This is a genomic window from Candidatus Omnitrophota bacterium (genome assembly GCA_025453395.1).
Classification (GTDB): Bacteria; Omnitrophota; Gorgyraeia; order Gygaellales; family Profunditerraquicolaceae; genus JAlOQK01.
In genome coordinates, this window is sequence record JALOQK010000002.1 from 213,725 (window position 1) to 236,926 (window position 23,202).

Genomic DNA, 23,202 nt, shown 5'->3' on the forward strand with positions numbered 1-23,202 from the left:
TTTGTGGTTAATTTTTAATTTTGCATTTTTATTTTTTAATTTCTTATTCCCATTCAATCGTTGCCGGCGGCTTAGAGCTTATGTCATAAACCACGCGGTTTATGCCTTTTACTTCGTTGATGATACGATTGGAGATTCTGTCCAGCACTTCATAGGGGATCTTTGCCCAGTCCGCGGTCATGCCGTCAAGGCTTGTCACGCAGCGGACCGCTATTGTGTTTTCATAGGTGCGTTCATCTCCCATAACCCCTACGCTTTTTACCGGTAATAACACCGCAAAAGACTGCCAGATCTGTTGGTAGAGGCCGGATTTATGGATTTCTTCAGTGACTCTTTCATCGGCTTCGCGCAGCAAGTCAAGCCTTTCCTGCGTAATTTCACCGATGATGCGTATGGCTAAGCCCGGGCCCGGGAACGGCTGGCGATGGATAATATTCTCCGGCATACCTAAATTCAAGCCGATTTGGCGCACTTCATCTTTAAAAAGTTCTCTCAGGGGTTCAAGCAGTTTTAGTTTCATGTTTATAGGCAGACCCCCTACATTGTGATGGCTTTTGATCTTGCTTGTAGGCGATCCGGTCGCCGATACAGATTCAATTACATCCGGGTATAAAGTGCCCTGGGCAAGGAATTTTACTCCTTTGGTCTTGCGCGCCTCATCTTCAAACACCTTTATAAATTCATCTCCGATAATTTTTCGTTTTTCTTCGGGGTCAGTAACGCCCTTAAGCCGCTCCAGGAAACGCTTGCCGCGGTCAAGATAGCTTAAGTTTAAGTGATACATATCACGGAATACGCTTTTAATCTGCTGGGATTCCCCTTTTCTCATCAGGCCATTGTCTATATAGATACAGCGCAAATTCTTGTTGATAGCCTTATGTATAAGAACCGCCGCCACCGACGAATCTACTCCTCCGCTTAATCCAAGGATTACCCTGTCTTTTTTACCTACGGTTTTCTTGATGTTTTCTGTGCTTTCCTTAATAAACGCCTGGATGGTCCAGCGGCTTAGGCATCCGCAGGATTTGAATAAGAAATTAGCGATGATTTTATTTCCTTTGTCGGTGTGGGTTACTTCTGGATGGAACTGCACGCCGTAAATCTTGCGGCTGTTATGAGAGATCCCTGCGATAGGCGAATTAATAGTGTGGGCACTAATGCTAAAACCCGAAGGAAGTTTGCTGACTAAATCCCCATGGCTTGCCCAGCAGGTTAAGTTTCCGGGAAGCTGTGAGAATATGGTGCGGTTGTCATCAATAAAAAGTTCTGTTTTGCCGAATTCACGGTGCCTTCCGGGCTTTACTTTGCCGCCTAACATTTCAGCAATGACCTGCATGCCGTAACAGATTCCCAATACAGGAACCCCTAATTTAAATATGCCTTTGTCAGGATACGGGCTTTTTAGTTTAGTTACTGATGCCGGGCCTCCGGATAAAATTAAGCCCTTAGGCGCCATAAGAGCGATTTCTTTGGCCGGGGTGTTGTAGGGAATAATTTTTGAAAAAACTTTATTCTCTCTTACGCGCCGGGCGATAAGCTGGGTGTATTGAGAGCCAAAATCAAGGATTAAGATAGTCTGTCTGGTCATAATTATTTTCCCATTCCTACTCTTTGTCCGACTTGGAAGATCTTGCCTTCTGTTTGGATGGAAGGCGCGATAATGATTTCCACATCGTGCATTTCTTTTAGGTTAGCTGCTCCTAATGAGCCCATGGAAGTCTTTAGCGCTCCCATTAAATTTTGTGAACCGTCGTCCACGCGCGCCGGGCCAAACAAAATTTCTTTTAATGTGCCGGTTGTGCCTACGCGGATGCGTGTGCCTCTTGGTAAATTAACGTGAGATGTTGCCATGCCCCAATGATAGCCTCTGCCAGGAGCTTCAAGGGCCCTGGCAAAACTTGAGCCGATCATTACCGCGTCAGCTCCTGAAGCGAACGCCTTGCAGATATCTCCTCCGCGGTTCATCCCGCCGTCGGTGATAATAGGCACGTATCTGCCGGTTTTCTTGTAATAGAAATCGCGCGCGGCTGACGCGTCAACTGTGGCCGTAACCTGCGGCACGCCAATTCCTAAAACTCCTCTTGTGGTGCAGGCGGCTCCGGGGCCGACTCCTATTAACAGGCCTTTTGCTCCGGTGTGCATTAATTCCAAGGTTGTCCCATAGGTAACGCAATTGCCGATAATAACCGGGACTTTTACTTTACTGCAGAATTTATACAGGTCAAGGCTCTTATATTCTTTGGCCACGTGTTTGGTGGAAGTAACCGTAGATTGCAGCACAAAAATATCCACACCTGCTGTCTCTGCGATTTTTGCGAATTTCTCGGCATGCGCGGGAATACAGCTTACTACTGCTGTTCCTTTTTTAGCTTTAATTTCTCTGATGCGCTTGGCAACTAATTTTTCTTTGATGGGAGTTGTGTAAACAGTTTGGGTCAGCCCCGTTGCTTCTTCGGGCGAGGCCTTAGAGATTTCTTCCAGTACTTCTGCCGGATTTTCATAACGCGTTTGCACTCCGTCTAAATTCAGGACCGCGATGCCGCCTAATTTAGACATGGCCAAGGCGAATTTTACGTCCACTACTCCGTCCATGGCCGCGGCCATGATGGGAACCGAGAATTTCTTGCCGTCAATATAAAAAGAAGTGTCTACTTCATTAGGGTTAATGGTTAAATTGCCTGGCGCAAGGGCAATTTCGTCAAAACCATAACATCTGCGGGCGCGCCTTCCAATACCTATCCATTCTGCCATGATTAAATCTCCTTTTGTAACTTATTGTATTTCAATAGGTTACATAATTTATTGCGGGTTTAGGAAAAAATATGGATGTGGTGATTGTATAACAAAACCCCGTCGTTGTCAATGCTTTTTTAAAAACAAAAAAGCGCGGGAAGATTTCTCTCCCCACGCCTTTTTGTTGGTTTCTTAAGCTTTTAGCTTTTAGTTTTTCGCTTTAAGCTTTTCGCTTTTAATACCCTCCCATTCCACCCATGCCGCCCATTCCTCCCGGTGGCATAGCTGGCATCTTATCTTCCTTTTCCGGTTTGTCGGCGATCAATGTTTCTGTGGTCAAAAGAAGCGCAGCAATACTTGAAGCATTCTGTAATGCTGAACGAGTAACTTTGGTTGGGTCAATGACCCCGGCTTCGATCATATCCACATACTCATCTTGATGCACGTCATAACCGATGTTGGTTTTTTCCTGTTTGATCCTTTGGACAACTACTGATCCTTCAAGCCCTGCGTTTTGAGCAATTTGTCTTAAAGGCTCTTCAATGGCTCTTTTGACGATGTTGATACCGATCTTCTCATCTTCATCCGAGGTCTTGATCTTATCCAAAGAATTGATGGTGCGGATCAATGCCACTCCGCCGCCAGGGACAATACCTTCTTGTGCCGCAGCGCGAGTGGCGTGTAATGCGTCTTCCACACGGGCTTTCTTTTCTTTCATTTCAGTTTCAGTTGCTGCCCCGACATTGATAACTGCGACCCCTCCGGAAAGCTTAGCTAATCTTTCCTGAAGTTTCTCTTTATCATAGTCAGAGTCGGTTTCGTCAATTTGTCTTTTGATCTGGGCTACGCGCGCGTTAATGGCGGCAGATTTTCCAGCGCCCTCAACGATGGTAGTGTTTTCTTTATCAACCTTGATTTTTTTGGCGCGGCCTAAATCATCCACGTCCACATTTTCAAGTTTGATACCTAGATCTTCGGTTAAGGCTTTTCCGCCGGTTAATACCGCGATATCCTCAAGCATGGCTTTTCTTCTGTCGCCATAGCCGGGGGCTTTGACCGCGCAGGCCACAAATGTCCCGCGGATCTTATTTACTACCAGCGTCGCTAATGCTTCGCCTTCAACTTCTTCGGCGAGGATCAAAAGCGGCTTGCCGGTGCGCGCGATTTTTTCCAATAGCGGCAGGATATCCTTAATCGAAGAAATTTTCTTCTCATAGATTAAAATATAAGGATCATCTAAAAGCACTTCCATTCTTTCCGCGTCAGTAACAAAATAAGGCGAAAGATAACCTTGGTCAAACTGCATGCCTTCCACTACCTCTAAGGTTGTGGCAGTGGATTTGGCTTCTTCAACAGTGATAACGCCGTCTTTTCCTACTTTATCCATAGCTTCGGCAATCAATTCGCCAATAGCCGCATCGGAGTTAGCGGCAATAGAAGCTACCTGTGCTATTTCTTTCTTGTCTTTGATCGGGGTGGAAAGCTTGCTTAATTCTTCCACGATTTTCTCTACCGCTTTCTCAATCCCGCGTTTTAACGCCATGGGATTTGATCCGGCAGTAACATTCTTTAAGCCTTCGCGGTAGATTGATTCAGCAAGCACTGTTGCGGTAGTAGTGCCGTCCCCAGCGATATCAGAGGTTTTTTCCGCTACTTCCTTAACCATCTGCGCGCCCATATTCTCAAAAGCGTCTTCCAGGTCTATTTCCTTAGCTACGGTTACACCGTCCTTGGTTATGGTTGGTGAGCCGAACTTCTTGTCAATGACCACATTTCTTCCCTTTGGCCCCAGGGTTACCTTTACAGCTTTTGCCAACTGCTCAACACCGCTTAAGATCTTGCGGCGGGCATCGTCGCTGTATAATAATTGTTTTGCCATTAGTTTCCTCCTTATTTGATTATGGCTAAGATGTCTTCTTCTCTCATGATCAAAAGCTCTTCGCCTTCTTTGGTGGTGATTTCGTTGCCGGAATATTTTCCGTATAACACTTTATCTCCGACCTTGACCTCAAGGCTGGCGATGTTGCCGTTATCCATGGTCTTTCCTTTGCCTACAGCAACGACTTTGCCCTCTTGGGGTTTTTCCTTGGCAGTATCCGGCAAAAGGATGCCTCCCTTGGATTTGGCTTCTGCCTCTAAAGGCTTGATGACTACGCGGTCACCTAATGGTTTTATGTCCATTTCCTACACCTCCCTTTTGGTTTGTTATTTTTATCTTTAGCACTCTTTCCAATAGAGTGCTAATTATAAAGCAAAAAAAAAGCTTGTCAAGAAAATTTATTAATTCCCGGGTTTTACATCAATGTAAACTTTGGGATTATACGAAGATTTCCCGTCGCGAATAACAAAACCACGGTTTCCGTTTGCTAGAAGCTTTTGGTCTAATTCTTTTTGTTTCTGTTTCCTTGCCAGATACTGCTGTATTTCTTTCTGGCGCATATCTTGTTTTACTTCCCGGAACGCCTTTTTCAATTCCGATAATGATCCCAGCCTTGCCTCTAATATCTGCTTTTGATTCTGAAGCTGGGCGTATTGATCTTCAATTTGTTTGCGCGCCTTGACTGATTCTTTGTGACGGGATTCAAGATCGCCTAATTTAGCGGTCAACTGATCTACTTGAACGCGGTTAGCATCAAGGTCTTTGCTTAACTTATCTATTTCCGAGTTAAGAGTTGTCTTGAGGGCTTCTTTTTCCTGTTTTTCTTGAGCTAATTCTTTTTGCGTGCTGATAAGGGCAGTTTTCAACCCGAGGTAATCCTTCCAGAAGAAGATACTTGCCAGAACAACCAGAATTAAAACGCCCAGCAGGACTTTATTGCCGTCTTTTGCCATATATACCTACCATATCTTGTTACACTAAACTATAATTATACTGTTTTTCCTTGAGTTGTCAATTGTTTTCGCGGATATCCTTTACCCAATACTTATGCACCGCGCGCAGGATATCAATTTGAGTAAGTATCCCTATTATCTTTCTTTGTTCGTCTACTATCGGGATACAGCCGTATTTAGTAGAGACCATCAAATCGATGGCCTTTTCTATTGTATCCTGGGCAGTTAATGTCAGGGGGTTTGGAGTCATTACGTATCTTAAAATGAATTTATCCAGCTCTTGCTTGTCATAGACTAAATCTGCGTCAATCGTCTTACGGGGCGCGCAGAGTTTGTAAAGGTCTCTTTGAGTAATAATCCCGCGCAGGATATTGTTATCGTCCACTACCGGCAAATGGCGGATATGGTGGTTTCTTAATATTTGCTCTACTTCGCTAAAATGTCGGTTTATATTAATAGTAACCGGGTTTATTGCCATTATTTCTTTAATAAGCAGTTGTTCCATAATTATTTTGTTTCCTCTAAATAGCTAACAAGCGCCATAACCACTTCTTCCTTAAATTGCGATCCGATGTTCTTTTTTAATTCCAATATTGCTTCTTTTTGGCTTAATATTTTCTTATAGGCACGCTGCGAGGTCATTGCGTCATAGGCATCGGCAACCGATATTATTTGTGACAAAAGTTTAATGTCGTCTTTTTTGAGCTTGTCGGGGTAGCCTTTTCCGTCATAACGTTCGTGATGTGAGCGGATAATAGATATAAATTCATCCTCCAAGAATACCGGTTTTAATATTTCTTCTCCCAGCGACGGGTGTTTTTTAATTATTTCCCACTCGGCTTCAGATAAGGGGCCAACTTTGTTTAATATGCTTTCAGGAACAGCCAGCTTTCCGATATCATGCAATTCCGCAGCTTTGCGCACCAGGTCGATTTTTGGTTTAGGTAGTTTCAAAGTTACGGCAATCTCGTATGCGTATCCGGCAACGCGTTCAGAATGCCCCAAAGTGTAAGGATCGCGCGCCTCCAAAAGCCTTACCAGCGATTGGACCACGCGGTAGAAATAATGGTGCATTCTTTCGCGCGATTCCGACAGGTCCTCGCTCATCTTATTAAAAGATTGCGCTAATTCCGCGATTTCATCATTTCCGGATGTGTTTAGTCGGTAATTGAAATCGTTCTTGGCAATGCGCCTTGTGCCGGTTACTATCTTTTCAATGCGTTTGGCGATTGTCCCGGTAATAAAAAGCCCGAAAATAAGTGAAATTGCCGTGCCGAATATAAATACCAATATCGCCCGCATTTTCATATGGCGTTGGGTGATATAAATATCTTCCGCTGTCATATCAACTCCTAAGAGAGCGACAGATTTCCCGTCCTTGTTTCGTATTGGTGCGTATCCGGATAAGAAGATGCCCCACTGGTCTTTGCCGAATTTTTTATCTGCCGATGGCTCATAGAAACCGCGGGTCATCTCTGGAAAGACAGATGTATCATATTTGTCTCCCGGGTAAGAAGTAGCAGTGATCCTGCCCTTTTCTTTAAGGATTATATCTGGGTCAACGACAAATTGAACTATTCCTGGCGTATCAGTTTGGGAGACTATGTATATATATTTCAAGGAAGGGCTTGCTTTCTTAATTGCCTGTAATTTTTCCGAGATACTCTTGTAGGCGGGTGAATTGATCCCGTCTTTTGAGAGAGGTACTTGGGTTACTGCATCAGCATCAATTAGAAGGGATACAGTCTGGGCGATGATCTTTAGCCTCTGGCGGATCTGTTGAAATTGGGAGTTTATGGCAAACCTGTAGATAAGTATATCGCTTAAGGCTGTCACTAGCAAAAGCGATGTAATAATAAATAGCGCTACTTTAAACCTGAAACTTGCGAACAATAAACGCCAACTCTTCATAGTTTATCTCCTAGGATCAAGCGTAAGCCCTTTAGATTAAGGTTTGCATCAAGGTATTGTACCTTTTTGGAATATGGCTTTATAAGTCTGCTTTGCCCTCCGGTTGCGATGACAGTTAATTTTTGTTTCAGCGTTTCCTCTATTTTTTCAATAAGCCTATCGGTTAAACCGGCGATTCCATAAATGACCCCACTTTTAATGCATTCTTTTGTGTTTCTGCCAATAAGCTTCTTTGGGTGTGATAGTTTTATTTGTGGAAGTAGTGCCGTAGATTGCTTTAAGCTGGATAAAGAGGCATTAATCCCCGGGAAGATCATTCCACCTAAGAATTCTTTTTGTTTTGAAACCACATTAAAGGTTATGGCGGTACCGAAATCAACTACCACAAGAGGCGCCTTGTAAAGCCTTGAGGCAGCAAAGGCGTTTACTAGGCGGTCGCTGCCAAGTTTATCAGGGGTTTGATATTTATTCTTAATCGGGACGCAGATGTTTTCTCCTACGATAAAGATTTTTCCCGTATACAGATTTTTTAGAAGCTTTTTCAGTTTGGCTTTCGCCCGCGGGACTACGCTTGCTATAATTACCTGATCCGGTTTTTTCTTGAACAGGCCTGCAATTAGGCCTTTTTTGTATCCTGAAGTTGGGGCGCTGAAATTCTTTATAAGTGTTTTATCATTAAATAGGCCAAACGAGGTATTAGTGTTTCCGATATTAATGGCAAGGGCCTTGGTCATATTTTCCTAAATTCGCGTATTTTATCGCGGATGGCGGCTGCTTTTTCAAATTCAAGGTTGCGCGCGGCAAGTTCCATTTCGTATTCCAGGGTGGATATATATTTACGCATATCGTAGGCGTCTTTTTCTTCTCCGGTTAGGTTACGGACAAATTCTTCGCATCGGGCAAGCCGGTCTATCCCTTCTTTTATTTCTTTTACTACTGAACGCGGCGCGATCTTATTCTTTTGATTAAATTCTAGCTGTATCTTGCGCCGCCTGTCGCTTTCGCTAATAGCTTTTTTCATGGAGGCGGTCTTAGTATCCGCGTACATGATCACCGTGCCGTTAATGTTTCTGGCGGCACGGCCTGCGGTTTGGATAAGAGACGTGGCAGAGCGCAAGAAACCTTCTTTATCCGCGTCTAAAATTGCCACAAGGGAGACTTCCGGAAGATCCAGCCCCTCTCTTAAAAGATTAATGCCTACAAGGCAGTCAAATTCCCTCAGCCGCAGCTGCCTTAAGATTTGTGAGCGTTCAATAGTTTCTATATCGGAATGTAGGTATTTTACTCTTAAGCCGGCTTCTTGTAAATAATTAGTTAAATCTTCGGACATACGTTTGGTAAGAGTAGTAACCAGGGTGCGTTCTTTGCTTTTTGCCCTTGAGCTTACCTGCTTTATCAGGTCATCAACCTGTCCCTGGGTGGGCTTTATAATTATTACCGGGTCCAATAATCCCGTGGGACGGATGATTTGTTCTATGACTTTGCTGCTGCTTTTCTTGATTTCATACTCTGCTGGGGTGGCAGACACATAAATGGCCTGCTTAATGGTTTTGTTGAATTCCGGGAATTTCAATGGGCGGTTGTCCAGGCATGAGGGAAGCCGGAACCCATATTCCACCAGGGTTGTTTTCCTTGAGCGGTCTGCTTCGTACATGCCGTTTAATTGTGGGATAGTTACATGGGATTCATCAATAATAGTTAGAAAATCTTCTGGAAAATAATCAATCAAAGTGTCTGGCCTCTCTCCGGTTTCTCTTCCTGAGAAATGCCGGGAATAATTTTCAATTCCGTGGCAGTAGCCGACCTCTTTTATCATCTCTATATCGTATTTGGTGCGCGATTCCAGCCTTTGTGCTTCAAGCAGTTTGTTTTTCTTGCGTAAAACATTTAATTGCGTTTCCAGCTCTTTTTCGATTGAGGATAATGCCGGGGTGATTACATCTTCAGAAACCACGAAATGCTTTGCCGGATAAATAGCGGTTTTATCCAAGATGTTCAGGGTTTCTGCGGAAACAGGGTTTATTTCGCTTAAAAGCTCTACTTTATTCTCGTTAAGCTGGATGCGCAAGGCGGTTTCTTTATATGATGGAAATATTTCCACGCAATCACCTCTGACACGGATCTTGCCGCGCACGAACTCGTAGTCATTTCTTTCATATTGGATATGAATAAGCTTTTTCAGCAGCTCTTCGCGGTCAAGAAGCTCGCTTTTTTGAATAAATACCAGCGAATCTTTGTATTGCTTGGGCGAGCCTAAGTTGTATATGCAGGATACCGAGGCAACCACAATTACATCAGCTCGCGACATAAGCGATGTAGTAGCCGAAAGCCTTAGGCGGTCTAAGCGCTCGTTTATGGATGAATCCTTTTCTATATAGGTATCAGTTGAGGGGATATAGGCTTCGGGCTGGTAATAATCATAATAACTTACGAAGTATTCTACCGCGTTTTCCGGGAAAAATTCTTTAAATTCCGAATATAATTGCGCGGCAAGGGTTTTATTATGCGAAATAACAAGCGTGGGAAGCTTTATTTTTTCTATTACATTAGCCAGGGTAAAAGTTTTTCCTGAGCCGGTGACGCCCAAGAGGGTTTGATGCGGATTTTTGGCAAGTATGGACTGGGTTAATTGTTTTATTGCCCGCGGCTGGTCGCCTTCAGGCTTAAATTTAGAAACTAATTTAAAATTAGACATTCTTATATATAATTAATTACCAATAACCAAGTCCTCAATAACCAAATAATAATCAATGACCAATTTTCCAATAATCAAATATTTTTGGTGATTGGTTATTGATTATTGGAATTTATTTGGTAATTGAAATTTGGTATTTGGTTATTCTAAAGGTTATTTATCAGACTATTTCCAAACTTATATCTGTAGCTTTGACTGAATGGGTCAGCTCGCCTATGGAGATGAAATCTACGCCTGTGGCGGCGAACTCTTTTACGTTCTTTAAAGTTATTCCGCCGGACGCCTCTAATTTAGGCTTATCGCCTTTTCGTAAGCGCACCGCTTTTTTTATATCGGGGATACTCATATTATCAAGCATGATTATGTCAGGCCAAAGCTTTAGCGCTTTTTTGAAGTCCTCAAGGCTTTCCACTTCCATCTCTATCTTATATCCCTTGGTCCTTAACCCGGAATTCTTAAGATTTAATTTATCATACCCTCCGATTATCTTCAGGTGGTTATCTTTTACCAGGATCATCTCATCCATTTGCATGCGGTGGTTATAGCCGCCGCCGGTCCTGACCGCGTATTTTTGTAAGATGCGTAACCCCGGAATGGTTTTGCGGGTGTCAATGATCCTCGTCTTATAGGGTTTTATGGCTTTTACAAACTCTCTGGTTTTAGTGGCTATGCCGGACAAGTGGCTTAATAGATTTAATGCCACGCGCTCTGCGGCTAAGATGTTTCTTGCTTTTCCGTGTATCTTAGCCAATACCGCGCCTTTTGTTACAGTATGCGAATCTTTAGTCATAATTTTAAAGTTAATGTCCGGGTCGTAATTGCGGAAGACTTCACAGGCCACTGATATGCCGCAGATAACTTGAGGCTGTTTGGCAATGATTGCTGCCTCGCAATTCTGCCTGTCGCTTAAGAATATTTCGGAGGTGATATCCTTCTCTCCGATATCCTCTTTTAAGGCGATTGTGATGAAATCCTGTAATTCCATAAGCTTTATTTGAGGTCGCGGTACATTTTGTCAAGCCTGTCTAGTTCGCTTGCGATCTTTGAGAGGCCTTCTGTTTCCTTTTCTATTATATCAGCTGGGGCGTTCTTAAGGAAGTCTTTATTGCCAAGGCGGGATTCTTTTCCTTGTTTTGATTTAATAAGCTGCTCCTGCTTTTCTTTGATACGCAGTTTCTCCTTCTCTACGTCTAAAAGCCCGGCAAAATACAGGTATATATCCACATCTTCGGCAATGGCACTTATTGTGCCGGAGGGTTTTTCTTTTGATCCCAATATTTCAATTTCTTCGGAGCGGCTTAAATATTTTATTAATCCTGTGTTCTCCATGATAAGTTTTGTGTTATTTTGTGAATGCGCGAATACGCCTGCTTTTACTTTCTGATCCGGCCGGATATTGATCTGGCTTCTTAAGTTGCGGATTTGGGTAATAATTTCAAAGACAAGCTGCATTTTTCTTTCTTGTTTGTGGTCAATGATATCTTTTTGTATATGCGGATACGAAGAATTCATAATGCTTTCCTTCTCGCCCAAGATGCTATAGAGTTCTTCGCTTATAAACGGCATAAAAGGATGAAGCGCGCGCAGGAATTTCTCTAAGACCTTATACATGACAAGCTGATGCTGGGGGTCTTTGATTTCGGGTTTTATTGCTTCCAGATACCAGTCGCAGAATTCATGCCAGAAAAAGCTGTATAAAAGATTGGCGGCTTCGTTAAACTTAAATTTATTTAGCGCTTTCTCGGTTTCGGTAATGGTTATGTAAAGACGGCTTAATATCCAGCGGTCAATCAGTTCCAGGTGTTCTTTCTTGAAAAATGCGCAGAGGTCGTGTTTGGTATTTTCTTCGTTAAGATTGATCAGGATAAAACGCGAGGCATTCCAGATCTTGTTGGCAAAATTTCTGCCCTGCTCAAAACGTTCCTTGGACAAGAATACGTCTTGGCCTTGCGCGGTAATAGAAATAAGGCTAAAGCGAAGCGCGTCGGTGCCGTATTCCCCGATTATCTCCAAGGGGTCAATGATGTTGCCCAGAGATTTGGACATTTTCTTGCCTTCAATGTCCCTTACTGTGCCGTGGATATAGACGTCTTTAAACGGGATATCTTGCATAAACTCAAAACCTGCCATGATCATTCTGGCTACCCAGAAAAAGATTATTTCTGGCGCGGTGACTAAAACCGAGGTAGGATAAAAATAATCTAAATCAGTCTTCAGCTTTCGGCTTTCAGCTTTCAGCTGGTTCGGCCATCCGAACGTGGCGAACGGCCACAGCCAGCTTGAAAACCAGGTGTCTAAAACATCCTCATCTTGATAAATATCTGTACCAGCGCAATCCGGGCATCTTTCAGGTTTAATTTTAGATACAATAATTCCTTTTTCAGTTTTCAGCTTTCGGCTTTCAGCTTTCAGCTTTTCGTTTTTAGCTGACGGCTGATAGCTGACGGCTGATAGCTGACAATTTTTGCAATAGTATACAGGCAGGCGATGCCCCCACCATATTTGTCTGGAGATACACCAGTCCTGAATGTTTTCCATCCAGTTCAAATAAACTTTTGTCCAGCGATGAGGATGAAATTTTATTTTTCCTTTTTTTACCGCTTCAATCGCCGGCTTTGCCAAGGGCTTTGTTTTCACAAACCATTGTTTGGAAAGATATGGTTCAATAATGGTATGGCAGCGGTAACAATGTCCGGCGGAAACTTCATAGTCATCTATTTTCTCTATTAATTCTAGATTTGTCAGGTCATCAATTATCATCTTGCGCGCCTGAAAACGGTCGAGATTGCTGTATTTTCCGGCGTTCTCATTCATTCGGGCATCAGGGTGCATAACATTGATAAATTCAAGACCGTGCTTTTTTCCTGTGGCGTAATCATTAGGATCATGGGCAGGAGTTACTTTTACCGCGCCGGTACCGAATTTAGGATCAACCATGCTATCCGCGATAACTTTTATTTCCCGATTCACAAGCGGCAGGATTAAAGTTTTTCCGACTAATTTCTTGTAGCGTTTATCTTTGGGATTTACGGCAACTGCGGTATCCCCCAGCATTGTTTCAGGGCGGGTTGTCGCTACAATTACAAACTGTTTATTATCTTCCTTAAGAGGATATTTTATGTAGTAGAGATGCCCATTTATATTTTGGTGCGGCGCTTCTTCATCTGCAAGAGCGGTTTGACAGCGCGGACACCAGTTGATGATGTAGCTGCCCCGATAAATAAGCCCTTTTTCATATAGGCGCACGAATACATCAATAACGGTTTCTGAATATTGCGCGTCCATAGTGAAACGCAGGCGGTCCCAATCACAGGAAGCGCCTAGTTTCTTTAGCTGTTTTATAATAGTTGACCCGTATTCTTCTTTCCATTTCCAGACTCTTTTTATAAATTCATCTCTTCCCAGGTCTTGCCTTTTCAGGCCTTCTTTGGCAATAGATTTTTCTACTACGTTTTGGGTGGCAATCCCTGCGTGGTCTATGCCGGGCATCCAAAGCGCCTCAAAGCCTTTCATGCGGTGGTAGCGGATAAGGATGTCTTGGATGGTGTTGTTAAGCGCATGGCCCATGTGTAAGATGCCGGTGACATTAGGCGGCGGGATAACGATGGCGTAGGGCTTTTTGTCTTTATTTGTTTTAGCGCTAAAATATTTATTTTCTTCCCAAAGTTTATACCATTTATCTTCGGCAGATTGAGGATTGTATTGGGATTTAAGCTCTTTTTGCATTTTTATTATCAAGACTTCTTGGGATGGTCTTTAAGCAGTTTGTATTCCACGCTGTCTAAGAGCGCCTGCCAGCTGGCTTCAATGATGTTTTCGGATACTCCAATAGTATTCCAGGTATCCTTTTCATCCTGTGACTGGATTAAAACGCGCACCTTGGCGGCAGTACCGGACTTTTCATCTAAAACGCGCACCTTAAAATCCGAAAGGTGCATCTTGGATAGAGTAGGATAAAATTCTTTAAGGGCTTTTCTTAAGGCGTTATCAAGGGCATTGACCGGGCCGTCGCCTTCGGCGGCGGTGTGTTCCTTTTGCCCTTTGACTTTTACCTTGATAATAGCTTCGGAGGTTATTTTCTTGTCAGATACCTTTTCAATAACTACCCTGAAGCCTTCCAGCTCAAAGAAACTCTTGTATTGATTAAAGGCCCTGCGCATTAATAATTCAAAAGAAGCTTCCGCAGCTTCAAAGTGGTAACCTTGATGTTCAAGTTCCTGTATGGTCTTAAGTATTTCTTTAGTCTTGGGGTTATCTTTAGTCAGGTCAAGTTGAAGGTTCTTTGCTCTTAAAATAATTCCGGTTTTTCCTCCCAGTTCTGAAACAAGCATCCTGCGGCGGTTGCCCACGGATTCGGGGTTGGTGTGTTCATATGTCTTTGGGTTTTTCATTACCGCGTTAATATGCATTCCGCCTTTATGGGCAAATGCCGAATCACCGACATAAGGCTGGTCGTTTTTCTGGCGCATATTGCTTATTTCATTTACAAAATGCGATAGGTGCACAAGCTCTTTTAATTTCTCGCCTACGCAATTGTTTTTAAGCTTTAGCTGAAGGTTTGCCATAATCGCAACCAGGTCGGCATTGCCGCAGCGTTCGCCAATACCATTGATGGTGCCCTGCACCAGATCGCAGCCTGCCTCTATGGCGCAAATTGAATTGGCAACGGCAACTCCCGCATCGTTATGGCAATGTATGCCAAGCATTACTTTTGCATAAGCAAGCACTTCTTTTACAATTGCCTGTATTTGGCTGGGAAGCATTCCGCCATTTGTGTCGCAAAGGCAGATCGCCTGGGCTTTTGCTTCTTGGGCAACTTTAAGGCATTTCAGGGCGTAGTCTTTGTTGCTTAGGTATGCGTCAAAGAAATGTTCAGCGTCATAAAATACAATAATGCCATTTTCCACCAAGAAATTTATTGTATCCTTGATCATGGCGATATTTTCTTCAAGAGAAACCTTCAGCACATCTTTTATGTGCAAATCCCAGGTTTTTCCCACGATGGTCACATATTTTACGCCGGACTTAAGAAGTGCTTTGAGGCTTGCGTCATCTTGGGCCTTGATGCCCTGTCTTCTGGTCATGCTGAAGGCCACAAGCTTGGCGCTTTTAAGGCGCAGGCTTTTTGCCCTAAGAAAAAATTCCATGTCTTTGGGGTTAGAGCCCGGCCATCCGCCCTCGATATAATGAATGCCGAATCTATCAAGCGCAGTCGTGATGCGGATTTTATCATGCGCAGAGTATGATATCCCTTCGCCTTGCGAGCCGTCTCTTAGGGTTGTGTCGTAGATTTTAACGTTTTTCATAAAGCGCCTAAATTAAAAGCCGCGTGCAGTTTCTTTACCGCTGTTTCCGCGAATTTCTTTTGGATTATGCAGGAGATACTTATGTCCGAAGTTGAGATCATCTCAATATTTATTTTTTCTTTGGCCATAGTCCTGAACATAGAAGCTGCCGCTCCGGGATGCGATTTCATGCCGACTCCCACTATTGAAACGCGGGCGATATCTTCATCTTGCAGTATTTCTCCAATGCCAATGTCTTTGCCTATTTTTTTGGTTATGCGTATGGCCTTACCCAGTTCGGCCTTATTTACAGTAAAAGAAATATCTGTTTGGCGCAGGTGGCTGACATTTTGCACGATCATATCCACGCTTACTGAGTTTTCGGCAAGCTGGGTGAATATTTGGGCTGCCACTCCCGGGCGGTCTGGGACATTGCAGACAGTGATCTTGGCTTCATTTTTATTTAAGGTTACTGCCGAAACTAGTACATCTTCCATTCTTTTTACCTCCCGTATGATCATGGTGCCAGTTTTATTAGAGAGAGAAGATCTTACGTGTATGGGCACATCAAATTTCTTGGCTACTTCAATAGAGCGCGCCTGCATTACCTGTGCCCCTAGCGAGGCCATCTCAAGCATTTCATCATAAGTTATTGCTTCTATTTTCTTGGCCTGCGGTTCAATGCGCGGGTCAGTGGTATAAATACCGTCCACATCAGTGTAGATTTCGCATTCGTCGGCTTTAAGTTCTTTTGCCAAAGCCACAGCAGTTAAATCCGAGCCGCCTCTTCCAAGAGTGGTTATATCCTGCGACATGGATACCCCTTGGAATCCGGCGACAATGACAATCCTGCCTTTTTTAAGTTCCTCGTGTATCCTGTCGGCGTTTATCTTGATGATGCGCGCTCTGGTATGGCTTTTGTCGGTTATGATGCCTACTTGGGCACCGGTAAAAGATATTGCTTCGTGCCCCAATTTGTGTATGGCCATAGCAAGAAGCGCCACTGATATCTGCTCTCCTGTGGAAAGAAGCATATCCATTTCCCTTTCCGAAGGTTCGCGGTTTATTTTGGCTGCTAATTCAATAAGCTGGTCGGTAGTATCCCCAAGGGCGGAAACCACAACTACGATGTTGTAGCCATTCTTTTTGTAGGCAGTAACTCTTTTGGCGACATTCTGGATTTTCTCCGCGTTCGCTACGGAAGAACCGCCGAATTTTTGAACAATTAACTTGTGCTGCATTTCTGATTCTTCTCCTTGTAAACGGTAATTATTATCATAAATATGCCGTAAAGTAAAGCGTAATTTTTTCGCCCCGCGAACAAAGTGAGCGCGTCGGAAGTCGGGATTTCGCTTCGCTCAATCGTTATGCTTGATGAAATATTCCATTAACTCGTGGCCTTTTTCAAAGAAAAGCTCGGCCTTCTGCGCTTGCTGTTCACTGTAGTTTAAATATCCTTTTCCCATGATTGATTTCCCGAAGATGCCAAAGAATACCGTGTCTGAAACATGAGTTTTAAGGCTTATGGGGGTGGCGTGGTCGGGCATGACCATCACCCTGAAATTCCTTTTCTTTTCCATAGATTTAAGTATTGTGCCCAAAACAAGCTGGTCACAGCGTTCAATGGCAGTGATTTTCTCGCGCAAATCTCCGTTATGTCCGGCCTCATCAGGCGCTTCTATGTGCACAAAAACAAAATCTCTATGTTCCAGCGCTCTTACTGCCGCTCTTGCCTTGGCTTCGTAATCAGTGTCGTAGTAGCCGGTTGCTCCAGGGACGTTTATTACCTCAAGGCCAAGTATTTTTCCTAAACCTTTAATTAGGTCTACCGCGGATATGACGCTTCCCTTGACTCCGTATTTTTCATAAAAACTTGGCAGGTTAGGTTTTTTCCCTTGCCCCCACAGCCAGATCATATTCGCCGGGTTTTCTTTAAGGTCTATACGCACGGAATTTATTTCATGCGTGGATAATATTTCCCGGGATTTTTGCATTAGATCAATCAAAAGTTCAGAGTTTTTTCCTTTAGGAAGATTCTTGGAAATACTTGCCCCCGTAATATCATGGGCAGGCTTGCATTCTATTTTTTCCAGGTCTTCTCCCGCGGCATTTTTTACCAGCATCAGATGCCGGTAACTTACCCCGGGGAAGAATTTAATATTTTCACTGCCAAGCTTACTGTCTATGAATTTTATTATTTGCGCGGCTTCTTGAGAACGTATGTGCCCTGCGCTGTAATCAGTAAGCGTGTCTGAATTAGCAGTAACAAGGTTGCAGCGAAATGCCACATCATCTTGCCCTAATTCTACTCCGAGATTTGCCGCCTCCAAAGGCCCTCTGCCGGTGTAGTAGGTTTGCGGGTTGTAGCCCAGGATAGACAAATTCGCCACGTCAGAAGCTGGTTTTAGGCTTGGGGGAATAGTTTTTACCCTGCCCAAAATCCCGAATTTAGCGATCATATCAAAATTTGGGGTGCGTGCCGCTTCCAAAGGGGTCCTGTTTTCTAATTCCGGCATAGGGTAATCTGCCATGCCGTCGGGTACGATAACAATATATTTCATTCTTTTCTCCTCTAAAACTTTACTTCCGGCACAAGTTTAGCTTTTTCTTCAGCTTTAAAATATTCTGTTGCCGGTTTATACCCGAATTTTTTAGCGATCAAATTTCCGGGAAAAGTGCGCACGGTAATATTATACTCTTTAACTGCCTGATTGTAACGCATTCTTTCAACCGCGATACGGTTTTCTGTCCCGGATAATTCATCCTGAAGGGCAAGAAAATTTTGATTGGCTTTCAGGTTGGGATAATTTTCCGCTACCGCGATAAGCCGCGATAAGGCTGCGTCCATGCCCTGGGCAGCTTTTAGTTTATCATCAACATTGGTTGATTGCGCCCATTGTGTCCTTAAGCGGGTTATATCCGTGAATAGATTTTTCTCGTGGACAGCGTAGCCCTTGACTGTGTTTACTAGATTCGGGATAAGATCGTTTCTTCTCTGAAGCTGGTTTTCAATTTGCGCCCACTTGGCTTTCACATTTTCGTTTTTGGTAATAATTGAATTGTAAATCGAAACAATTCCCAACGCGCATAATATTGCAACTGCTAATACGATTATAAGAAATTTTTGCATATTACCTCCTTTGCCCAGAAAGGGCACACCCTCGCAATACAAGTAAGCGCCGGGTGTTTAGAATTTACCTCCGGCTCCGCCGCCTCCGCCGCCTCCGCCGCCAAAACTTCCTCCGCCACCACCTCCGGAATATCCGCCGCCGTGCCATCCTTCAGAGCCGCCTTTCCCGGGCGCGCTTTTATTCCCAGAGGCCATCAGTCCAAATATGATAAACCAGATGAATTTTCTTTTATTTTTCGCGGGCATCTTAAGCCAAATATGGTAACGGATCAATGTCGCGCCAATATAACCGGCTATGATAAGCCCACCCGCAATGTCTGATTGTTGTGATAACGCAGCGGCAAAAATTAAAGTAAACGGCAATCCAATAAATATCGGCCAGGGTATATTCCATAAAAGAAAGAAGAAGAACAGAAATGGGTATAAGAGAAACGGGATATTTTGTTCATTAGGCGATTTTAGCTTAAAAGACGAGCCTGTTTTTATCCCTTGCTTGTCATAAATAGTTTGCGCGATGGCTTTTGCCCCATAGTAAAGCCCCTGCTCGTATTTATTGTTTTTGAAATACGGTACCATATATTCGCGTCCGATAACCCCGCACTTGGCATCAGTTAACAATCCCTCTATCCCGTATCCGGTTTCGATCCTCCACAAACGGTCCTTGACCACTAAGAGAACAAGCACGCCGTTATCTTTTCCCTTTTTACCGGGTTTCCATTGATCAAAAAGCTTTCGGGCATATGCTTTTTCATCAAGAGGGGCAATGCTGTCTATGGTTACTACTGCTATTTCAGTTGAGGTTTTTTGCTCTAATTCTACAAGTGTCTGGTAAATTTTTTCTTTATAGTCACTTTTTAAAACCCCGGCAAAATCATTGATCCATCCTTGGGGCTCTGGGATTTCTTGCGCCCAAATAAGAATGGGAGATATCAGGGCAAAAAAGCAAACGATATATTTCTTAATCATGGATTTTCTGGGCTATGATCCGCGCCAATTCGCGGCTAAGTGTTTTTTTTGAACTAAACGCCTTACTTATTTTATTTTCTGACAATACAAAAGCTCTATATTTTTCATGCCGGGTTGTATTTGCGATTACAATATTAGCTTGGGATTTACGCATCAAGCTTTTTGCCTCTTTTAAAAGCCGGGCGTCTTTTATCATGGGCTCAAATTTAAAAGCAGTTAAAATGGTTTGCGGAGAAATCTTTTTGATCTTGTTTACTATTTTATTTGTGGGATAAAGTTTTAAGCTAAGAGATTTCTTTCCCGATGGTATTTTAAAAGGCGTTATTTTCGCCGGTTTATAATCAGATACCGCCGCGCTATGGATTACCGCGTGGTATCTTTTCCTTTTAAGCATCCCTAAAAGCGTATTTTCTAATTCTTCAAAGAACTGAAAACGTATTACCTTAACCGCGGATGGAACTTCTATTTGGCTGTCGGTTACCGGGCCAAGCAGTAATGTAACCTTAAAACCTTTTTTAATTAATTGTTTGGCTAAAATAATCCCGGTTTTGCCGCTGGCACGGTTTGTAATGACTCTTACCGCGTCAAGCGCCACCCACGTCGGTCCGGTAGTAATCAGGATTTCTTTAGTAGCCAATTTCTTTTAGTATTAATTTAAGCGAAGGCTTGATAACCTTTGGCGCCTTTACTGTTTTTATCGCCCGGTCAGGGTCTTTGAGGCCGTGCCCTGTTAGTATACAGACAATATTGATTATCTGGTCGACCGGTTGATGGGTTATTGGGCGGAAGAATTTTTGCTGATTAAGTTTTAAAAGGCCGGCTACGCTTGCGGCAGAGGCTGGTTCGGCAAAAACTCCTTCGTATCGGGCAAGTATTTTGTAAGCGTTAAGTATCTCTTTGTCGCTTACCATATCAATAAGCCCTCCGGATTCATCGCGAGAAGCTTCAGCCTGTTTCCAGCTTGCGGGATTACCGATTTTAATGGCGGTAGCGATTGTTTTTGGATTCTTGACGGGGCGTTTTTTTACTATTGGAGCTGCTCCCTCTGCCTGGAATCCCAGCATCCGGGGAAGTTTTTTGTTGATTTTTAAATTGTAGTATTCTTTATAACCCTTCCAGTATGCGGTGATATTACCGGCATTGCCCACGGGGATTACCTGAAAATCCGGGGCTTCACCCAGGGATTCCGAGATTTCAAAGCTGGCGGTTTTTTGGCCTTCTATGCGGTAAGGATTAAGAGAATTAACCAGGGTTATGGGGTATTTAGCGGAAATCTCTTTTACCAGTTCCAGCGCCTGGTCAAAATTACCATTTACGGCAAGTACAGTTGCTCCATGGATAAGCGCCTGGCTTAATTTTCCGAGGGCTATAGCTTTGTTGGGGATAAGCACAATGCATTTAATTCCGGCGCGCGCGGCATACGCTGCGGCGGATGCGGAAGTATTTCCGGTTGAGGCGCAGATAACCGCTTTGGATTTTTCTTCACAGGCCTTGGATATGGCCATGGTCATCCCGCGGTCTTTAAAAGAACCGGTTGGGTTTAAGCCTTCGTATTTTAAATAGACCCGGGTATTTTTTCCGAGCAGCTTGCTTAAGTATGAAGCGTAAATAAGCGGGGTATTTCCTTCGTTTAAAGTAATAACCGGGGTATTTGGGGTAACCGGAAGATATTGGCGGTATTTCTTAATCAGGCCTTCATATAGCATGTTTAAAGCTCTTCAATTCTTATGGCGACAGATTTCTCTTTTATTACGCCAAGATGGTCAATAGCTTCTAATGCCTGGCGCAGATTTTTCTCCTTGGCTTCATGTATGATCATCATGATCGGAACAACTTGCGCTTTGCGTCTCTCCTTCTGGGTTACAGAGGCAATGCTTATGCCGAATCTGGAAAGCACTCCGGATATTTTCGCTAATACCCCGGGTTTGTCCAGGGCGCTGAAACGGATATAATACCTGCTTTCGATCTCTTCTATTTTGCGTAAAGATTGGATACTTTTATCAACAGCAATATTCATGGTCGGACGGAATAAGCCAGCTTTAATGTCCGCGGCTAGGTCTACGATGTCAGAAACTACGCCTGATGCCGCGCAGAGCTGTCCTGCCCCGGGGCCGTAGAATAATAGATTTCCTGCCAAGTCGCTTTCCGCATAGATAGCGTTAAAGATGCCATTTACCGAGGATAAAAGATGGGCCTTGGGGATAAGCGTAGGATGCACGCGCAATTCCAGTTCTTTATTATCTTTTTTAGCGATGGCCAGAAGTTTTATTTCAAATCCCAGCTGTTTGGCGTAATTTACATCAGCTATTGATATTCTTGAGATACCTTCAACAAAGATATCCTGCAGATTTACCAGTTTGCCAAAACATAAGTAGGCAAGTAGTGCTAATTTATGCGCTGAATCCATTCCTTCGATGTCCAGGGTTGGGTTTTTCTCCGCGAATCCCTTATCTTGGGCGCTTTTAAGCGCTTGGGCGAATCCAGTGTTGTTAAGCGACATCTCTGAAAGGATATAATTTGAAGTGCCGTTTACAATTCCCATGACACTGTTAAATTTATTGGCCACTAAGCCTTCGCGCAAGGATTTTATGATCGGGATGCCTGCGCCTACAGAGGCCTCAAAATAGATATTCTTCGCCCTATCTTTGGCTAAGGCAAATAATTCCCTGCCATGCTCAGCAAGAAGGGCTTTGTTGGCAGTAACAATATTCTTTCCCCTGCTTAAGGCGGAAGCGATGATTTCTTTTGCCGGGTTTATCCCGCCTATTAACTCTACTACCACATTTATCTGGGGGTCATTGATAATATCTTTGGGGTCACGGGTCAAGAGGGCTTTATCAACAGAAACATTTCGTTTTGACGAAGTATCCTTATCGCAGATTTTCTTAATGTTTAGCTCTAAGCCTATCTTTTCGCTTAAGAAACTCTTTCTTTCACGCAGGATCTTCACCACTCCCGATCCAACATTTCCGAAGCCAATTAACCCGATATTAATTTTTTCCATTTTCTTTAATTCCTTGCTAAGCGCAAATTTGTTATTGGCCTTTTTTTATGTAATAATCAAGCGTTTGTGAAATAATGTGGCGATGCCTCTCATCTACTGCCAAGAATTGCAGTCTGGTGTCGTAAATTAAATCTCGGGTGATCTCCTTTGATTCTATTACCTTGCCGATAAGCATAATTGGATGCGGGTCAAATGGCAGGCGGATCTCTACCGCTAAATTTGTTCCCAAATCCAGGCGGCGGTTTGTGGTTAAGAGCATCCCGCCTAAACTTATGTTCTTGGTTTGGGTAATATCTACATTGTCACTTTCTTCAAGGATGCGGTAGGAGACAATGAATCTGCCGCTTATACGTTGAGTTCTGCGCCGTTCTGGACCGCTATAACCCATCCTAGCCTCCTTTAGTAGAAAACTCTTTTAAACTGCTTATAAGTCGGGGGAGTGAGACTTGAACTCACGACCTCTTGAACCCCATTCAAGCGCTCTACCAAACTGAGCCATCCCCCGTAAAGACAAAAAATTATAACACATCTTTGCCTCTTATCAAAGAATTTTTTCCCAAGTTGCCCTGTCTGGAGCGTAACCAAAAGGCCATTTAATATTGGATCTAGAAAAAACTAGGGGACGGCTGCACTATCTCAATAATTA

At 43.5% G+C, this 23,202-nt stretch carries 20 protein-coding genes and 1 tRNA gene; all 21 read right to left on the reverse strand.

All coding sequences use genetic code 11. The features are described 5' to 3' along the window. Positions 1-43 precede the first annotated feature (43 nt). Positions 44-1,588 (reverse strand): glutamine-hydrolyzing GMP synthase, encoded by a 1,545-nt coding sequence (guaA, locus tag MUF05_02345; protein MCU0665920.1) that lies wholly within the window; start codon positions 1,586-1,588, stop codon positions 44-46. A 2-nt stretch (positions 1,589-1,590) separates the two neighbouring features. Further along, the gene (locus MUF05_02350; GenBank protein MCU0665921.1) at positions 1,591-2,751 is read right to left on the reverse strand and encodes a GuaB3 family IMP dehydrogenase-related protein; all 1,161 of its coding nucleotides are present in this window, start codon (positions 2,749-2,751) and stop codon (positions 1,591-1,593) included. Positions 2,752-2,968: 217 nt separating this feature from the next. After that, a complete protein-coding gene (gene groL, locus MUF05_02355; GenBank protein MCU0665922.1) occupies positions 2,969-4,612 on the reverse strand; it encodes a chaperonin GroEL in 1,644 nt (547 codons plus the stop codon). A gap of 11 nt (positions 4,613-4,623) precedes the next feature. Continuing rightward, on the reverse strand, positions 4,624-4,914 hold the full coding sequence (groES, locus tag MUF05_02360) for a co-chaperone GroES (protein MCU0665923.1): 291 nt from the start codon (positions 4,912-4,914) through the stop codon (positions 4,624-4,626). Positions 4,915-5,013: 99 nt separating this feature from the next. Continuing rightward, positions 5,014-5,565 (reverse strand): hypothetical protein, encoded by a 552-nt coding sequence (locus MUF05_02365; protein MCU0665924.1) that lies wholly within the window; start codon positions 5,563-5,565, stop codon positions 5,014-5,016. 58 nt (positions 5,566-5,623) lie between these two features. After that, positions 5,624-6,070 (reverse strand): CBS domain-containing protein, encoded by a 447-nt coding sequence (locus MUF05_02370; GenBank protein ID MCU0665925.1) that lies wholly within the window; start codon positions 6,068-6,070, stop codon positions 5,624-5,626. Between the two features lie 2 nt (positions 6,071-6,072). Continuing rightward, on the reverse strand, positions 6,073-7,476 hold the full coding sequence (locus MUF05_02375; protein ID MCU0665926.1) for an HD domain-containing protein: 1,404 nt from the start codon (positions 7,474-7,476) through the stop codon (positions 6,073-6,075). After that, a complete protein-coding gene (locus MUF05_02380; protein ID MCU0665927.1) occupies positions 7,473-8,210 on the reverse strand; it encodes a type III pantothenate kinase in 738 nt (245 codons plus the stop codon). The genes MUF05_02375 and MUF05_02380 overlap by 4 nt, the downstream gene beginning before the upstream one ends. Continuing rightward, positions 8,207-10,171, reverse strand: a complete 1,965-nt coding sequence (gene uvrB / locus MUF05_02385) for an excinuclease ABC subunit UvrB (protein MCU0665928.1) — start codon at positions 10,169-10,171, stop codon at positions 8,207-8,209. Before uvrB ends, MUF05_02380 begins: the two co-directional genes overlap by 4 nt. Before the next feature lie 160 nt (positions 10,172-10,331). Next, positions 10,332-11,156, reverse strand: coding sequence for a carboxylating nicotinate-nucleotide diphosphorylase (gene nadC / locus MUF05_02390; protein MCU0665929.1), 825 nt, complete (start codon positions 11,154-11,156; stop codon positions 10,332-10,334). A gap of 5 nt (positions 11,157-11,161) precedes the next feature. Further along, entirely contained in the window at positions 11,162-13,897 is a 2,736-nt protein-coding gene (locus MUF05_02395) for a valine--tRNA ligase (GenBank protein ID MCU0665930.1), read from the reverse strand. A gap of 8 nt (positions 13,898-13,905) precedes the next feature. Beyond that, positions 13,906-15,477, reverse strand: a complete 1,572-nt coding sequence (gene cimA, locus MUF05_02400; GenBank protein MCU0665931.1) for a citramalate synthase — start codon at positions 15,475-15,477, stop codon at positions 13,906-13,908. Beyond that, positions 15,474-16,697, reverse strand: coding sequence for an aspartate kinase (locus MUF05_02405; protein ID MCU0665932.1), 1,224 nt, complete (start codon positions 16,695-16,697; stop codon positions 15,474-15,476). Before MUF05_02405 ends, cimA begins: the two co-directional genes overlap by 4 nt. A gap of 117 nt (positions 16,698-16,814) precedes the next feature. Beyond that, positions 16,815-18,017, reverse strand: a complete 1,203-nt coding sequence (locus tag MUF05_02410; GenBank protein ID MCU0665933.1) for a cofactor-independent phosphoglycerate mutase — start codon at positions 18,015-18,017, stop codon at positions 16,815-16,817. An 11-nt stretch (positions 18,018-18,028) separates the two neighbouring features. Further along, entirely contained in the window at positions 18,029-18,586 is a 558-nt protein-coding gene (locus MUF05_02415) for a LemA family protein (protein ID MCU0665934.1), read from the reverse strand. Between the two features lie 57 nt (positions 18,587-18,643). After that, positions 18,644-19,552 (reverse strand): TPM domain-containing protein, encoded by a 909-nt coding sequence (locus MUF05_02420; protein MCU0665935.1) that lies wholly within the window; start codon positions 19,550-19,552, stop codon positions 18,644-18,646. Continuing rightward, positions 19,545-20,189 (reverse strand): phosphopantothenoylcysteine decarboxylase, encoded by a 645-nt coding sequence (locus MUF05_02425; GenBank protein ID MCU0665936.1) that lies wholly within the window; start codon positions 20,187-20,189, stop codon positions 19,545-19,547. The genes MUF05_02420 and MUF05_02425 overlap by 8 nt, the downstream gene beginning before the upstream one ends. Continuing rightward, positions 20,179-21,258, reverse strand: a complete 1,080-nt coding sequence (gene thrC / locus MUF05_02430) for a threonine synthase (GenBank protein ID MCU0665937.1) — start codon at positions 21,256-21,258, stop codon at positions 20,179-20,181. The genes MUF05_02425 and thrC overlap by 11 nt, the downstream gene beginning before the upstream one ends. A 2-nt stretch (positions 21,259-21,260) precedes the next feature. Continuing rightward, positions 21,261-22,556 carry a homoserine dehydrogenase gene (locus MUF05_02435; GenBank protein ID MCU0665938.1) on the reverse strand — a complete coding sequence of 432 codons (1,296 nt, stop codon included), beginning with the start codon at positions 22,554-22,556 and terminating at the stop codon, positions 21,261-21,263. A gap of 31 nt (positions 22,557-22,587) precedes the next feature. Next, entirely contained in the window at positions 22,588-22,944 is a 357-nt protein-coding gene (locus MUF05_02440; GenBank protein MCU0665939.1) for a PilZ domain-containing protein, read from the reverse strand. 43 nt (positions 22,945-22,987) lie between these two features. Continuing rightward, positions 22,988-23,061, reverse strand: a tRNA-Pro gene (locus MUF05_02445). Positions 23,062-23,202: the final 141 nt, after the last annotated feature.

Bases quoted from the DNA above. Each gene is read 5' to 3' on its own strand.
- guaA (MCU0665920.1), bottom strand. From the start codon at position 1,588: ATGACCAGACAGACTATCTTAATCCTTGATTTTGGCTCTCAATACACC.
- MUF05_02350 (MCU0665921.1), bottom strand. From the start codon at position 2,751: ATGGCAGAATGGATAGGTATTGGAAGGCGCGCCCGCAGATGTTATGGT.
- groL (MCU0665922.1), bottom strand. From the start codon at position 4,612: ATGGCAAAACAATTATTATACAGCGACGATGCCCGCCGCAAGATCTTA.
- groES (MCU0665923.1), bottom strand. From the start codon at position 4,914: ATGGACATAAAACCATTAGGTGACCGCGTAGTCATCAAGCCTTTAGAG.
- MUF05_02365 (MCU0665924.1), bottom strand. From the start codon at position 5,565: ATGGCAAAAGACGGCAATAAAGTCCTGCTGGGCGTTTTAATTCTGGTT.
- MUF05_02370 (MCU0665925.1), bottom strand. From the start codon at position 6,070: ATGGAACAACTGCTTATTAAAGAAATAATGGCAATAAACCCGGTTACT.
- MUF05_02375 (MCU0665926.1), bottom strand. From the start codon at position 7,476: ATGAAGAGTTGGCGTTTATTGTTCGCAAGTTTCAGGTTTAAAGTAGCG.
- MUF05_02380 (MCU0665927.1), bottom strand. From the start codon at position 8,210: ATGACCAAGGCCCTTGCCATTAATATCGGAAACACTAATACCTCGTTT.
- uvrB (MCU0665928.1), bottom strand. From the start codon at position 10,171: ATGTCTAATTTTAAATTAGTTTCTAAATTTAAGCCTGAAGGCGACCAG.
- nadC (MCU0665929.1), bottom strand. From the start codon at position 11,156: ATGGAATTACAGGATTTCATCACAATCGCCTTAAAAGAGGATATCGGA.
- MUF05_02395 (MCU0665930.1), bottom strand. From the start codon at position 13,897: ATGCAAAAAGAGCTTAAATCCCAATACAATCCTCAATCTGCCGAAGAT.
- cimA (MCU0665931.1), bottom strand. From the start codon at position 15,477: ATGAAAAACGTTAAAATCTACGACACAACCCTAAGAGACGGCTCGCAA.
- MUF05_02405 (MCU0665932.1), bottom strand. From the start codon at position 16,697: ATGCAGCACAAGTTAATTGTTCAAAAATTCGGCGGTTCTTCCGTAGCG.
- MUF05_02410 (MCU0665933.1), bottom strand. From the start codon at position 18,017: ATGAAATATATTGTTATCGTACCCGACGGCATGGCAGATTACCCTATG.
- MUF05_02415 (MCU0665934.1), bottom strand. From the start codon at position 18,586: ATGCAAAAATTTCTTATAATCGTATTAGCAGTTGCAATATTATGCGCG.
- MUF05_02420 (MCU0665935.1), bottom strand. From the start codon at position 19,552: ATGATTAAGAAATATATCGTTTGCTTTTTTGCCCTGATATCTCCCATT.
- thrC (MCU0665937.1), bottom strand. From the start codon at position 21,258: ATGCTATATGAAGGCCTGATTAAGAAATACCGCCAATATCTTCCGGTT.
- MUF05_02435 (MCU0665938.1), bottom strand. From the start codon at position 22,556: ATGGAAAAAATTAATATCGGGTTAATTGGCTTCGGAAATGTTGGATCG.
- MUF05_02440 (MCU0665939.1), bottom strand. From the start codon at position 22,944: ATGGGTTATAGCGGTCCAGAACGGCGCAGAACTCAACGTATAAGCGGC.